At 64.3% G+C, this 14241-nt stretch carries 12 protein-coding genes; 11 read left to right on the top strand and 1 reads right to left on the bottom strand.

Annotated features, from left to right (window positions below):
* Positions 1 to 73: 73 nt before the first annotated feature.
* The 11 genes from NKH91_RS21360 (at position 74) to NKH91_RS21410 (ending at position 12824) form a co-directional block, all read left to right on the top strand.
* Positions 74 to 1900, top strand: coding sequence for a DNA polymerase III subunit gamma/tau (locus tag NKH91_RS21360; RefSeq protein WP_352548782.1), 1827 nt, complete (start codon positions 74 to 76; stop codon positions 1898 to 1900).
* A gap of 32 nt (positions 1901 to 1932) precedes the next feature.
* Positions 1933 to 2256 (top strand): YbaB/EbfC family nucleoid-associated protein, encoded by a 324-nt coding sequence (locus NKH91_RS21365; protein ID WP_352548781.1) that lies wholly within the window; start codon positions 1933 to 1935, stop codon positions 2254 to 2256.
* Between the two features lie 290 nt (positions 2257 to 2546).
* Positions 2547 to 3500: a cell wall hydrolase gene (locus NKH91_RS21370; protein WP_023719592.1), complete on the top strand. Its 954-nt coding sequence runs from the start codon at positions 2547 to 2549 to the stop codon at positions 3498 to 3500.
* A 382-nt stretch (positions 3501 to 3882) separates the two neighbouring features.
* Positions 3883 to 4488 (top strand): recombination mediator RecR, encoded by a 606-nt coding sequence (gene recR / locus NKH91_RS21375; RefSeq protein ID WP_352493754.1) that lies wholly within the window; start codon positions 3883 to 3885, stop codon positions 4486 to 4488.
* 197 nt (positions 4489 to 4685) lie between these two features.
* The gene (locus NKH91_RS21380; protein WP_352885006.1) at positions 4686 to 5963 is read left to right on the top strand and encodes a lytic murein transglycosylase; all 1278 of its coding nucleotides are present in this window, start codon (positions 4686 to 4688) and stop codon (positions 5961 to 5963) included.
* Positions 5964 to 6164: 201 nt separating this feature from the next.
* Positions 6165 to 7808, top strand: coding sequence for an ABC transporter substrate-binding protein (locus NKH91_RS21385; protein WP_352549165.1), 1644 nt, complete (start codon positions 6165 to 6167; stop codon positions 7806 to 7808).
* Positions 7809 to 7826: 18 nt separating this feature from the next.
* Positions 7827 to 8894 (top strand): ABC transporter permease, encoded by a 1068-nt coding sequence (locus tag NKH91_RS21390; protein WP_023719588.1) that lies wholly within the window; start codon positions 7827 to 7829, stop codon positions 8892 to 8894.
* Positions 8895 to 8907: 13 nt separating this feature from the next.
* The gene (gene nikC, locus NKH91_RS21395; protein ID WP_352493757.1) at positions 8908 to 9828 is read left to right on the top strand and encodes a nickel transporter permease; all 921 of its coding nucleotides are present in this window, start codon (positions 8908 to 8910) and stop codon (positions 9826 to 9828) included.
* Entirely contained in the window at positions 9825 to 10658 is an 834-nt protein-coding gene (locus tag NKH91_RS21400; RefSeq protein WP_352950996.1) for an ABC transporter ATP-binding protein, read from the top strand. The genes nikC and NKH91_RS21400 overlap by 4 nt, the downstream gene beginning before the upstream one ends.
* The gene (locus NKH91_RS21405) at positions 10655 to 11404 is read left to right on the top strand and encodes an ABC transporter ATP-binding protein (RefSeq protein ID WP_352483249.1); all 750 of its coding nucleotides are present in this window, start codon (positions 10655 to 10657) and stop codon (positions 11402 to 11404) included. The genes NKH91_RS21400 and NKH91_RS21405 overlap by 4 nt, the downstream gene beginning before the upstream one ends.
* Before the next feature lie 142 nt (positions 11405 to 11546).
* Entirely contained in the window at positions 11547 to 12824 is a 1278-nt protein-coding gene (locus NKH91_RS21410; protein WP_352950997.1) for a 4-aminobutyrate--2-oxoglutarate transaminase, read from the top strand.
* A gap of 1 nt (position 12825) precedes the next feature.
* Here the strand turns inward: NKH91_RS21410 and NKH91_RS21415 are convergent, their stop codons facing one another.
* Positions 12826 to 14079: an NAD(P)/FAD-dependent oxidoreductase gene (locus tag NKH91_RS21415; RefSeq protein ID WP_352549161.1), complete on the bottom strand. Its 1254-nt coding sequence runs from the start codon at positions 14077 to 14079 to the stop codon at positions 12826 to 12828.
* Positions 14080 to 14241 lie beyond the last annotated feature (162 nt).

Genomic DNA, 14241 nt, shown 5'->3' on the forward strand with positions numbered 1-14241 from the left:
CCAAGCCGTGCGGGCGAAACTATGCGCAGGAATCGGCCGCCTCCAGTGGCAGCCCTTGGAGCTTAACGGGCGAATGAGCGAAGCCGGAAACGACGCCGGGAAATCGGACAAGCCTGCCGCCTATCGCGTGCTGGCGCGCAAATACCGACCGTCGAATTTCTCCGAACTGATCGGCCAGGAGCCGATGGTCCGCACCTTGACCAATGCCTTTGCCACCGGCCGCATCGCCCAGGCCTGGATGCTGACCGGCGTGCGCGGCGTCGGCAAGACGACGACCGCGCGCATACTGGCGCGGGCCCTGAACTATAAAACAGCGACCGTCGACCAGCCTTCAGTCGACCTTGCCGTGCTCGGCGAGCATTGCCAGGCGATCATGGAAGGCCGCCATGTCGACGTCATCGAGATGGACGCCGCCTCGCATACCGGCATCGACGACATCAGGGACATCATCGAACGCGTGCGCTACGCCCCGGTATCGGCGCGCTACAAGGTCTACATCATCGACGAAGTGCACATGCTTTCCAACCAGGCCTTCAACGGCCTGCTGAAGACGCTGGAAGAGCCGCCGCCGCACGTCAAGTTCATCTTCGCCACCACCGAAATCCGCAAGGTGCCGATCACCGTCCTGTCGCGCTGCCAGCGTTTCGACCTCAGGCGCATCGATGCGGCAATGATCAAGGCCGACCTTGCCAGGATAGCGGGTCTGGAGGGCATCGAAGTCGAAGACGATGCGCTGGCGATGATCGCGCGCGCGGCCGAAGGCTCGATGCGTGACGCGCAGTCCATCCTCGACCAGGCGATCGCCCATGGCGGCGGCGCGGTCAGCGCCGAAGCGGTCCGCGCCATGCTGGGCCTGGCCGACCGTGCCCGCATCGTCGACCTGTTCGAACATGTCATGAAAGGCGACGTCGCCGCCGCGCTTGCCGAATTCCGTGCCCAGTACGATACCGGCGCCGATCCTGCCGCGGTGCTGACCGACCTTGCCGAGTTCAACCATCTGGTCACCCGTCTGCGCTTCGTGCCGGCTGCTGTCGACGACGCCTCGCTGTCCGAGGACGAGCGCCGGCGCGGCGCCGATTTCGCCAGGACGCTGTCGGTCAAGGTGCTGTCGCGGACATGGCAGATGCTTTTGAAAGGCATTCCCGAGGTGCAGACTTCCAACCGTCCAGTCAGCGCCGCCGAGATGGTGCTGATCCGGTTGGCGCATGCCGCCGACCTGCCGACGCTGGATGAGGCGCTGAAATCGCTGGAGAACGGCGTCTCCCTGCCGGGTGCCGCGCCGCGCGCGAATGGCGCGCCGGCAAGCCCTGGCCCCACAAATCATGGGCCTGCAAGCGGTAGTGCCGGTGCCGTGGCGCAGGCGCGGATGCCGACGGCCAATGGCGGCGCGCAGTCGATGCGCCTGGTCGAGTCCGAGCCGGTGCCGACCAATTTCGTTGCTCCGCCGGAGCCGGTGGTCGAGGCGCCGCCGGTGCCGGTGAAGTCGCTGGCCGACATTGTCGCCCTTGCCGACGCCCAGCGCGACATGGCCTTCAAGGTGCTGGTCAAGCGTTGCGTGCGCCTGGTGCGCATCGAGCCCGGCCGTATCGACGTCAGCCTGACCGACGATGCGCCGAAGATGCTGCTCAACGATTTGACCGCCAAATTGCGCGCCTGGACCGGCCGCAACTGGCTGGTGTCGCTGTCGAAGGAGGAGGGCGGCCAGACCTTGGCCGAGATGGAATCGACAAAGCGCGAAAACGCCTTCCTCGATGCCAAGAGCGATCCGACGGTCGCCGCCATCCTGGCGCGCTTTCCCGGCGCCAAGATCATCGACGTGCGCATTCCCGACGCGCCGGAAGCCGATGCGGCCGAGGGCGAAGTGCCGGTCGAGCCGCCGGCAGACGACGACGAAACCTGAAACAACCGGCACCAACTGCAAAGGACCGTGCGATGAAAGATCTTCTCGGCCTGATGGGCAAGGCAAAGGAAATGCAGGCCAAGTTCCAGGCCATGCAGGATGAGATCGCCACGCTGGAAGCCACCGGACAGGCCGGCGGCGGCCTGATTAGCGTGACGCTGACCGGCAAATTCGAGATGAAGTCGCTGAAGATCGACCCGTCGCTGTTCAAGGAGGACGAGGTCGAGATTCTCGAGGATCTGCTTCTCGCTGCCCACAACGACGCCAGGACCAAGGTCGAGCAAACCATGCAGGAAAAGACCAAGGCGCTGACCGCGGGACTGCCGATCCCGCCGGGAATGAAACTGCCCTTCTAAGGCTAATGCATGTCGCGCAAAAGTGTGCAGCGGTTTTGCGGTAACGACATGCATCGAAACAAGAACGTAAAGCGCGTCGCCTGAGGCCGGTCGAACGCGACGCGCTTTTAGTCAATCGGTATGCCGTTACAGTGGCCGAAGAGTGCAGCAGCCAGTGCTTGCTCTTCCGCCAGCTGTGTCTATTAGGCAACTCCCCACACTTAATAACGCTTTAGCCATCTTTTTGCCTGAAAGTGTCTCATTCTTGCCGCAACCAGGGGCGGGCTGGCAGCAGAATGAGGGGACGCCTGTTGATCTCTACCCGATGGAAGACGCCGTTGCGGCTCGGCGTCGTTATCTCGCCGCTGTTTTTGGCCGCTTGCAGTCAGACCGCCTCGCACGGCATGTCCAGCCTGACCGATGCCATTACGCCGGGTTTCCTGAGCTCGCGCTCCTACAATTCCACGCCGAAGGAAAAGGAGTGCCTGGAGCGGGCAATGTTCTTCGAGTCCAACCGGTCGAGCCGTGACGGCATGATTGCGGTCGGCACGGTGGTGATGAACCGGCTGCGGTCCGGCAAGCATGGCAACACCATCTGCCAGGTCGTTGGCGAGCGCGGCCAATTCGCGCCGGGCGTCATGACGCGGCCGATGAATTCGAAGGCGATGCCCGATGTCGAGGAAGCCGCCGCGGCGGTGCTCAAGGGCGAGCGCAAAGCCAAGCTGAAGAACACGATGTACTTCCACACCGCCGGCCTGCGCTTCCCCTACAAGAACATGCACTACACCATGGTCGCCGGCGGCAATGCCTTCTATGAAAAGCGCGGCCGCAACTGGCAGCCGCTGCCGGACGAACCGGTGGTCGCCGTGGCCCAGGCCAAGCCGCAAGCGCCTGCCGCTCAGGCCATACTTGTCGCCTCGGCCGAGCCGGCGCGCGACGCCAAGCCGACATTCGCCAAGGCGACCTATGTGACCGCCGCCGCATCGCAGCCGGCAAAGCAGACAAGGGTGACTGCCGGGATGGCGACCCCGGAGAGGGCGGCCCCAGAGAAGCCCACCCAAGAGAAGCCGGTGCTGGTGGCGCTGCAAGAACCAATGCAGGAGCCCGATGCGGCCCGTTTCGGTGGGACCGCGAGCGCACGGCCTGTCACCTCCTTCGAGGCAGCGCCGGCAGAGCCGACAATGTCGTTCGAGGCGACGCCCGAGAACACCGACGCCATCGGCGCGATGATCGCCGGCCAGACCCGGCCGCTGGAAGAAAACTGAGACGGTCAACGTCGGCGCCGCCGCTCATCTGGCTGCCGCCATCTTCTCCCCGTATAGTGACGGGAGAAGGACGCTGTGGCCAAGGATTTCGCCAATTTCCGGCGTCGCAAAAAAAGGGACCGAGGTTGCGGTCAGCCCTTTCTCCCCGCCGCTATACGGGGAGAAATGCCCGGCAGGGCAATGAGGGGCGGCGCAAACCTAAAGCGATTGCCTCTTTGCGCATCGAACATCCCGCGCCTCAGCAGTGTTCCAAAACCCGTTGAAAAATCCTGGAGCCTGATCCATTCCGATAGATCGGAATGGGGCTCTATCGTCTTGTTTGACCATGATCTTTTCCGAAAACCGGTTTCCACTTTTCGGGATCATGGTCTAAACCGGTGCGATGTCGAAGCGAATCGCCGGTCCCGAGATCGAACGCCTGATCCAGCTGCTGGCCAAGGTGCCGGGGCTCGGCCCGCGTTCGGCACGGCGCGCCGCGCTCCACCTCATCAAGAAGAAGGAGCAGCTGCTGGCGCCGCTCGCCGCCGCCATGGGCGAGGCGGTCGACAAGGTGCGCATCTGCTCGACCTGCGGCAATGTCGACACCTCCGATCCCTGCATGATCTGCACCGACCCGCGCCGCGACCCCACCACGCTCATCGTCGTCGAGGACGTGGCCGACCTTTGGGCGCTGGAGCGGGCGACCGCCATGAACGTGCGCTACCATGTGCTCGGCGGTACGCTGTCGCCGCTCGACGGCATTGGTCCTGATGAGCTCAACATCCGTTCGCTGGTCGATCGCGTCGCCGGCGGCGAAGTCAAGGAAGTGATCCTCGCCGTCAACGCCACGGTCGAGGGCCAAACCACCGCGCACTACCTCACCGACCAGCTTTCCGGCTTCGACATCAAGGTGACGCGGCTGGCGCATGGCGTTCCGGTCGGCGGCGAGCTCGATTATCTCGACGAAGGCACGCTGGCCGCCGCGTTGCGCTCGCGGACGGCGTTTTGAGGCGAGTGGCGGGGAGAGTGCGGATGATGGCTGCTGCGCATTTTTTAAGGCGGGCACTCTGTCACACCCCCCTCTGTCCTGCCGGACATCTCCCCCGCAAGGGGGGAGATCGGCAGCGTCAATCTCGCCGCCAATCTTTCAACGTCGAAAATTGGCGGAAGCAGAGGCGACAGCCAATCTCCCCCCTTGCGGGGGAGATGTCCGGCAGGACAGAGGGGGGTGGGACGGATCGCTGCTTTCACAAAATAGCCGTCGCGTTTCTTCTCGCCGCACTTGCCGCCTTCCTCCTCGCCACCCCCGTCTCCGCGGCAAAAATCGACGACCAGTTCCGCGCCTGGCTTGGCAACGACCTCTGGCCCGAAGCCAATGCCAAAGGCATCTCCAGGAAAACCTTCGATGCCGTCTTCGACGGCGTCAAGCCGAACCTCAAGCTGCCCGACCTGGTGCTGCCGGGCGAGAAGGCGACGACGCCGCGGAAGCAGCATCAGGCCGAGTTCGGTTCGCCGGGCGCCTATTTCGCCGAAAAGATAGTTCGCGCGGTCACCGCCGGCGGCCGCACCCGCGAGGCGGCCAACGCTAGGACCCTTGCGGCGATCGAGAAGCGCTATGGCGTGCCCGGCGAAGTGCTGCTGGCGATCTGGGGCCGTGAGAGCGGCTTCGGTGCGGCAAAGCTGCCCTACGACGCCTTCGAGGTGCTGGGCACCAAGGCGTTCATGTCGACGAAGAAAGAATTCTTCCGCACCGAGCTGCTGGCGGCGCTCGAGATCGTCGAGCGCGGGCTTGCCCCGGTCGGCGCGATAAAATCGTCCTGGGCCGGTGCGCTCGGTCAGCCGCAGTTCATGCCGACGTCGTTTCTGAAGCATGCCGTCGATTTCGATGGCGACGGCCGCACCGACATCTGGAATTCGAGGCCCGACATACTGGCGTCGATCGCCAATTATCTCGTGCATTATGGCTGGGTCAGGGGCCGCGGCTGGGGCTTCGAGGTGACGATACCGGACAGCGTCTCGTGCTCGCTCGAAGGTCCCGACCAGGGCAAGAAGATTTCGCAATGGGTTGATATGGGTATCAGGCGTGTGTCGGGTAAACCATTCCCGGCGAGTGAACTGAAGGCAGAAGGTTTTCTTTTGATGCCGGCCGGGCGCAGCGGCCCGGCCTTCATCGTGACCCCCAATTTCTACGTGCTGAAGCAGTACAACACCAGCGATCTCTATGCCCTGTTCATCGGCCATGGCGCCGATCGCATCGCCCATGGCGACAGCAATTTCTCGGGCAATTGGGGCGCGGTCGGCGGGCTCTACCGCTCCGACATCGCCGCCCTGCAGCGGGCGCTGGAGGCAAAGGGTTATGATGTCGGCAGCGCCGACGGCCTGCCCGGCTTCAAGACGCGCCGCTCGATCGGCAAATGGCAGGCCAGAAACGGCCGTTCCGCTACCTGCTTTCCCGACGCCGACCTGGTTACCGCGCTGAAATAGCCGGGTTTTCGCACCGCCGGTCTGGCCCAATCGACCGTTCTGCAAATGCTCGTTGCCGCGCTCGAAACCGCCGGATATGGTGAGCCGGAACTGCACAAAAATTGCCAAGACAATGGTCCGGGGATCACCGTTCGACGCGGCAAGAAAATGCCACAACCCTGAGCCGGGAACTCAGGTCAACAAAAACAGGGAACAGTTAAAATGATGATGGAAAAGTTTGCTCTACGCTCCCGCTTCTTGCTCGCGGGCGCGGCCATGTCCGCGCTGCTTCTGGCCGCTGCGCCTGCCTTCGCGGTCACGCCCGCCGACACGCTGGTCGAAGGTTTCGCCATCGACGACATCATCTCCATGGATCCGGGCGAGGCATTCGAATTGTCGACCGCCGAAATCACCGGCAACACCTACGATCTTCTGGTGCGCCTCGACCTCAGCGACACCTCCAAGGTCAAGGGCGATCTCGCGGAAAGCTGGAGCGTCTCCGACGATGGCCTGACCTACACATTCAAGCTCAAGCCCGGCCTCAAATTCGCTTCCGGCAATCCGATCACGGCGGCGGACGTCGCCTATTCGTTCGAGCGCGCGATCAAGCTCGACAAGAGCCCGGCCTTTATTATCGGCCAGTTCGGCATCGATGGCGGCAACGTCACCGAGAAGGCCAAGGCCGTTGATGATACGACGTTCCAGTTCACCGTCGACAAGGCCTATGCGCCGAGCTTCGTGCTGAACTGCCTGTCGGCGACGGTCGCCTCGGTGGTCGACGCCAAGCTGGTCAAGGAGCATGTCGCCGCGGTCACGCCGAGCGCCGACTACAAATGGGACAATGATTTCGGCAATGCCTGGCTGAAGACCGGCTATGCCGGCTCCGGCGCCTTCAAGCTGCGCGAATGGCGCGCCAACGAGGCCGTCGTGCTGGAACGCAACGACAATTACAACGGCGAGAAGGCCAAGCTTGCCCGTGTCATCTATCGCAACATGAAGGAAAGCTCGGGCCAGCGCCTGGCGCTGGAAGCCGGCGACATCGATGTCGCCCGCAATCTCGAGCCGAACGATCTCGACGCCATCGCCAAGAATGCCGACCTCACCACCACCAGCGCGCCGAAGGGCACGGTCTATTACATCAGCCTCAACCAGAAGAACGCGAACCTCGCCAAGCCCGAGGTTCGCCAGGCGTTCAAATATCTGGTCGACTACGATGCCTTGAGCACGACCATCCTCAAGGGCATCGGCGAGATCCATCAGACCTTCCTGCCCAAGGGCGTACTCGGCGAGCTGGACGAAAATCCGTTCAAGTTCGACGTCGCCAAGGCCAAGGAACTGCTCGCCAAGGCGGGTCTCGCCGACGGCTTCAGCGTCACCATGGACGTGCGCACCGGCCAGCCGACGACGGGCATGGCGGAATCGATCCAGCAGACGTTGGGACAGGCCGGCATCAAGCTGGAGATCATCCCCGGCGACGGCAAGCAGACGCTGACCAAATACCGCGCCCGCAACCACGACATCTATATCGGCCAGTGGGGCCAGGACTATTTCGACCCGAATTCCAATGCGCAGACCTTTGCCAGCAACCCGGACAATTCGGATGAAGGCAAGACCAAGACGCTGGCCTGGCGCAACGCCTGGGACATTCCGGACCTGACCAAGCAAACGGAGGCCGCCCTGCTCGAGAAGGACGCGGCCAAGCGCGCCACAATGTACCAGGATCTCGAGAAGAAGATCCTCGACACCAGTCCTTTCGTCATCATCCACCAGCAGCTGGAAGTGGCCGGCCTGCGCAAGAACCTCAAGGGCTTTGCGCTCGGCCCGAGCTTCGACACCAACTTCGTCGGCCCCGTCTCGAAGGAGTGACGCCGGCGGACGCGCCGTATGAGTGTGGCTGAAAGCGAAGTGACGGCAGGGCGCGGCGGCGCCCGCGCCGTTGCCGTGGCCTCATCGATCGCCCGGTTCCTGGTCATCGCGATAACGACCTATCTCGGTCTGCTCGCGGTGACCTTCTTCATCGGCCGTGTCATCCCGATCGACCCGGTGCTGGCGGTGCTCGGCGACCGGGCGCCGGCCAATGTCGTCGAACGAACGCGCCGCGAGATGGGCCTCGACCTGCCGCTGGTCGAGCAGTTCTACATCTATGTCAAACATGCCCTGAACGGTGATTTCGGCACCTCGGTGCTGACCACCAATCCGGTGATGACCGATATCCGCCGCGCCTTTCCCGCGACGCTCGAACTGGCGACGCTGGGAACATTGATCGGTTCGGTGATCGGCGTGCCGCTTGGCGTGCTGGCCGCGGTGCGGCGCGGCAGCGTCATCGACCAGGTCGTGCGGATCATCGGCCTTGTCGGCTATTCCGTGCCGATCTTCTGGCTGGGGCTGCTGGCGCTGGTTCTGTTCTACGCCAAGCTGCAATGGGTCGCCTTTCCCGGCCGCCTCGATGTCGTCTACGAATACACCTTCACGCCGATTACCGGCTTTTACCTGCTGGATGCACTCTGGCAGCGGCAGTGGGACGTATTTGCCGATGCCTTCCGCCACATCATCCTGCCGGCCTCGCTGCTCGGTTATTTCTCGCTCGCCTATATCAGCCGCATGACGCGCTCCTTCATGCTGAACGAACTCACCCAGGAATACATCGTCGCGGCACGAGCCAAGGGCCTGTCGGAAACGCGCATCATCTGGGGTCACGCGCTGCGCAACGCCGCTGTACCGATGGTTACGGTGATCGCTCTGTCGTATGCCGGGCTGCTCGAAGGCTCGGTGCTGACCGAGACGGTGTTTTCGTGGCCGGGCATCGGCCTCTACATCACCAACTCGCTGCAGAACGCCGACATGAATGCCGTGCTCGGCGGCACCATCATCATCGGCTCGGTCTTCATCGCCATCAATCTATTCTCCGACCTGCTCTACCGGGTGCTCGATCCCAGGACCAAGGCAGGATGAGGACGAAGGCAGGATGAGCACGGAAGCGATTCAAACCCGCCGCGACTGGCTGCTCAGCGAGCGGCCGGCGTCGCGCGTGCAGGCAAGGCTCGGCCGCGCCTATGTGGCCTGGCGACGCTTTTCGGCCAACCGGCTGGCATTTCTCGGCCTGCTCATCATCATCGCCTTGCTGTTGGTCGCAGCCTTCGCCGATGTGCTGGCGCCCTATTCGCCGACATTCGGCGACCTCAAGGGCTCGCGGCTGCTGGCGCCGAGTGCGTCGCACTGGTTCGGTACCGACGATCTCGGCCGCGATATCTATTCGCGCATCATCTTCGGCTCGCGCTGGACACTCTACGTCGTCATTCTGGTTGCCATCATCGCCGCGCCCATCGGCTTGCTGGTCGGCACCGTCGCCGGCTATGCCGGCGGCTGGACCGATGCGATCCTGATGCGCATCACCGACATCTTTCTCGCCTTTCCGAAGCTGATCCTGGCGCTGGCCTTCGTCGCCGCGCTCGGCCCCGGCATCGAAAACGCCGTGCTCGCCATCGCCATCACCTCGTGGCCGCCCTATGCCCGCATCGCGCGCGCCGAAACGCTCACGGTGCGCAATTCGGACTACATCAAGGCCGTGCAACTGATGGGCGCCTCGCCGTTCCGCATCGTGCTCCGCCACATAATGCCGCTCTGCATCTCCTCGCTGATCATCAGGGTGACGCTCGACATGGCCGGCATCATCCTGACCGCCGCCGGTCTCGGCTTCCTCGGTCTCGGCGCGCAGCCGCCGCTGCCGGAATGGGGCGCGATGATCGCGTCCGGCCGCCGCTTCGTGCTCGACCAGTGGTGGGTTGCGGGCGCGCCGGGCTTTGCCATTCTCATCGTCAGCCTCGGCTTCAACCTGCTCGGCGACGGCTTGCGCGACGCGCTCGATCCCCGAAGCGGTGACCAATGAGCACGCTTCTCGAAGTCGACGACCTGCGCGTTACCTTTCCGACGCGCACCGGCCGGCTCGAGGCGGTGGGCGGCGTTTCGTTCTCGCTCGGCCGCGAGCGGCTCGGCATCGTCGGCGAGAGCGGATCGGGCAAATCGCAGACCGGCCGCGCCATCATGGGCGTCACCCCGCCGCAGGCCGAGGTGACCGCGAAGACGCTCGCTTTCGACGGCATCGACCTGCTGGCCGCCTCGCCGCGCGAGCGCCGCGCGCTGCGCGGCAAGCGTATCGCCATGATCCTGCAGGATCCGAAATATTCGCTGGACCCGGTGATGAGCATCGGCCGCCAGATCGTCGAGACGCTGCGCACGCATGAGAAGGTCTCCAAGGCCGAAGCCCGCGAGCGCGCGCTTGCCATGCTGGAGGCTGTGCAGATCCGCGATCCGGCCCGTGTCTTCGACCTGCATCCGCATGAGGTTTCCGGCGGCATGGGCCAGCGCGCCATGATCGCCATGATGCTGATCGCCGGGCCGGAGATGATGATCGCCGACGAGCCGACCTCGGCACTCGACGTCACCGTGCAGCTCGACGTGCTCGGCATCCTCGACAGGCTGGTCAGCGAGCGCGGCATGGGGCTGATCTTCATCTCGCACGATCTGCGCCTGGTCTCGTCCTTCTGCGATCGTGTCATCGTCATGTATGCCGGCAAGGTCGTCGAACAGCTCAAGGCCTCGGAGCTCGGCCGCGCCCAGCATCCCTATACGCGCGGCCTGCTCAACTGCATGCCCAAGATCGGCGCCGACCGCCACCCGTTGCCGGTGCTCGACCGCAAGCCGGAGTGGGCGGCATGACGGCAGCCCTTTCCGTCGACAGGCTGGAGGTGATGTTCGACCGCTTCCGCGCGCTGAAAGGCGTCAGCCTCGAGGTGCAATCCGGTGAATCGTTCGGCCTCGTCGGCGAATCCGGCTCCGGCAAGTCGACCCTTCTCAGGGCAATCGCCGGCCTGGCGCCGGCCGCATCAGGCACCATTACCGTCAACGGCAAAACGCTCGGCGCGCGCCGCGACAAGGCGTTTTATCGCGAGGTGCAGATGGTGTTCCAGGACCCGTACGGCTCGCTGCACCCACGCCAGACCGTCGACCGCCTGCTGCAGGAGCCACTCGCCATTCACGGCTTCGCTGACGGTGAAAAGCGCATCCAGCGGGCGCTGGACGAGGTCGGCCTGGGCACTGGATTCCGCTTCCGTTATTCGCATCAATTGTCGGGCGGACAGCGCCAGCGCGTGGCGATCGCGCGCGCCCTGATCCTCGAACCCTCGATCCTGCTGCTCGACGAACCCACCTCGGCGCTCGACGCTTCGGTGCAGGCCGAAGTGCTGAACCTGTTGGAGGAGATCCGGCGGCGCCGCAAGCTGACCTTCCTGATGGTCAGCCACGACCTCGCTATCATCACTCACATGTGCGAGCGGCTGATGGTGATGCAGAACGGCGAAGCGATGGAGAATCTGACGGCGGACGATCTTGTCGAACGCCGTGTCACCAAGGATTATACGCGCAATTTGCTGAGGGCCAGCGAGGGGTTTGTCAGGACGGCATGAGCGACGGGCGTTCGGTTGCTGACGCCGACCGGCAGGCCCAATCGCCCGGCGGCGGTGCCAACTTGAGGAAAAACTGAAATAAGCCCAGAAGAGTCTCAACAGCCATCAAACGAGAGCGGGCGCCGGCCCGGCGAGGGGTACGATGACAAATTCAGCCATTTCCGAACGCAAGAACCAGTCGATTTCCCGCGGCGTCGGCATGACCACTCAGATCTATGCCGATCGCGCCGAAAATTCGGAGATCTGGGACGTCGAAGGCCACCGCTATATCGATTTCTCGTCCGGCATCGCTGTCGTCAACACCGGCCACCGTCACCCTAGGGTGATCGAAGCGGTCAAGGCGCAGCTCGACCGTTTCACCCACACCTGCTACCAGGTCGTGCCTTATGAGAGCTATATCAGGCTGGCAGAACGGCTGAACGGCATGCTCCCCGGCAAGTTCGACAAGAAGACGATTTTCGTCACCACCGGCGCCGAGGCGGTCGAGAACGCGATCAAGATCGCCCGCAATGCCACCGGCCGGCCGGCGGTCATCGCCTTTTCCGGCGGCTTTCACGGCCGCACCTTCATGGGCATGGCGCTGACCGGCAAGGTCGTGCCCTACAAGGTCGGCTTCGGCGCCATGCCGGCGGACGTCTTCCATGCGCCGTTCCCGGTGGCGCTGCACGGCGTCTCGGTCGCCGATTCGCTGGCCGCGCTTGACCGGCTGTTCAAGGCCGATGTCGATCCGGCCCGCGTCGCCGCCATCATCGTCGAGCCGGTGCAGGGTGAGGGCGGCTTCTACGAGGCGCCGCGCGACTTCATGACCGCATTGCGCAAGATCTGCGACCAGCACGGCATGCTGTTGATCGCCGACGAAGTGCAGACCGGCTTTGCCCGCACCGGCAAGATGTTTGCCATGGACCACCACGAGGTGGCGGCCGACATCACCACCATGGCCAAGAGCCTGGCCGGCGGCTTCCCGCTGGCGGCCGTCACCGGGCGTGCCGAGATCATGGATGCGCCGAGCCCCGGCGGGCTCGGCGGCACCTATGGCGGCAGCCCGATCGGCGTCGCCGCGGCGCATGCGGTGCTCGACGTCATCGATGAGGAGAAGCTCTGCGACCGCGCCAACACGCTAGGCAACCGTCTGAAGCAGCGCCTGCAATCGATCCACGACGAAGCGCCTGAGATTGTCGATATCCGAGGACCCGGCTTCATGAACGCGGTCGAGTTCAACGATGTGACGAAGGGGCTGCCGTCGTCGGAACTCGCCAATGCGGTGCGGCTGAAGGCGCTCGACAAGGGCCTGATCCTGCTGACCTGCGGCGTCTACGGCAACGTCATCCGCTTCCTCGCGCCGATCACCATCCAGGACGCCGTCATGAACGAAGCGCTCGACATCCTCGAAAGCTCGATCCGCGAAGTTCGCGCCGCCTGAGCTATCCGGCCGCTCTTGCAGGCTCTGCCTGCTGGAAGGCGGCGAGCGCCGCCTTCAGCCCGTCGGGCCCGGTCGCGACAATCTGCGGCGACGGCGAAAAGCCGGCGCCGAGCATCTTGCGGCCAAGCATATGGTCGCCGGGCCGGTTGACCGATTCGATGCCGAGCAGCCGGCTTGCGGCGTAGTGGTAGATCGAGAATTTGTTTTCGGCCACGTCGCCCAGCACGACATGGCTGTCGCCGCCCGCAATCAGGCCGACCATCTGCAGCTTCATGTCGCCGATATCGGACCAGAACCACGGCACCGCCGAGTAATTGTCGGCATGGCCGATGATGGTGCGCGCGGCGAGCCGCGCCTGGTCTGTGGCGTTCTGCACCGATTCCAGCCGCACATCGCCGCCGGTGAACCAGTGCCGGTAGGAGGCGGCGTCGCCGATGGCGAGGATTTCCGGCACCGACGTGCGCATCTGCTGGTCGACGCGGATGCCGTTGGCGATGGCAATACCGGCGGCTTCGGCCAATTCGACATTCGGCACGACGCCAATGCCGATGACGACCATCTGTGCCGGCAATCTCTCGCCGGACGAGGTGATTGCAGCCGAAACACGGCCGTTCTCGCCCTCCAGCCGTTCGATGGTGGTGCCGGTGAGGACGCGCACACCGGTGGCTTCCAGCCGCTTGCGCACATGGCCGGCGATGACCGGCGCCACGGCGCGGCCGAGCAGTCGGTCGACCGCCTCGACCAACGTGACCTTGCGGCCGGCGGCGGTGAGCGTCGCGGCAATCTCCAGGCCGATGAAGCCGCCGCCGAGGATGACGGCCTCCTCGCTTTGCGCGCTCAATTCGCGGATCAGGCGGGCATCGCCGAGCGAGCGCAGCGACACAACGCCGGAAAGCTCCGAACCCGGCAGCGGCAGCAGGCGCGGCCGCGCGCCGGTGGCGAGGACCAGCCGCTCGAACGGCAACACGCCGCCGCCCGATATCTCCAGCCTGCGGCCGCCTGCATCGATGCGCTCGACCCCGATGCCTGGCCGGAAGTCGATGGCGCTGCCGGTATAAAAAGCCTCGCCGCGCAGCGGCTGCGGCTTTGCTTGCTGATCCTTGATGAAGGTCTTCGACAGCGGCGGCTTGTGGTAGGGCAATTCGTTTTCGTCGCCGACCAGGATCACCGGCCCGTCATAGCCCTCTTCGCGCAGGCTGGCAGCCGCTTGCACGCCCGCATGACCCGCACCGACAATGACAACCCCGTTCTTCATAACAGCCCGATTCCTCATCCAAATCTAGGACGTCCCGCCAGGTGGCGATTGTCCGGCGCCGCCGCAAGAGCGCCGATCCGGGTCGCACCCGGAACGGCCGCCTGTCAATCGCTTCATGCGCCGGCATTCCGGATAGATCGGCGTTAAAGTTGACAGTTCTAG

Origin of the sequence: Mesorhizobium sp. M0894, assembly GCF_040319725.1 — a bacterium.
GTDB lineage: Bacteria > Pseudomonadota > Alphaproteobacteria > Rhizobiales > Rhizobiaceae > Mesorhizobium.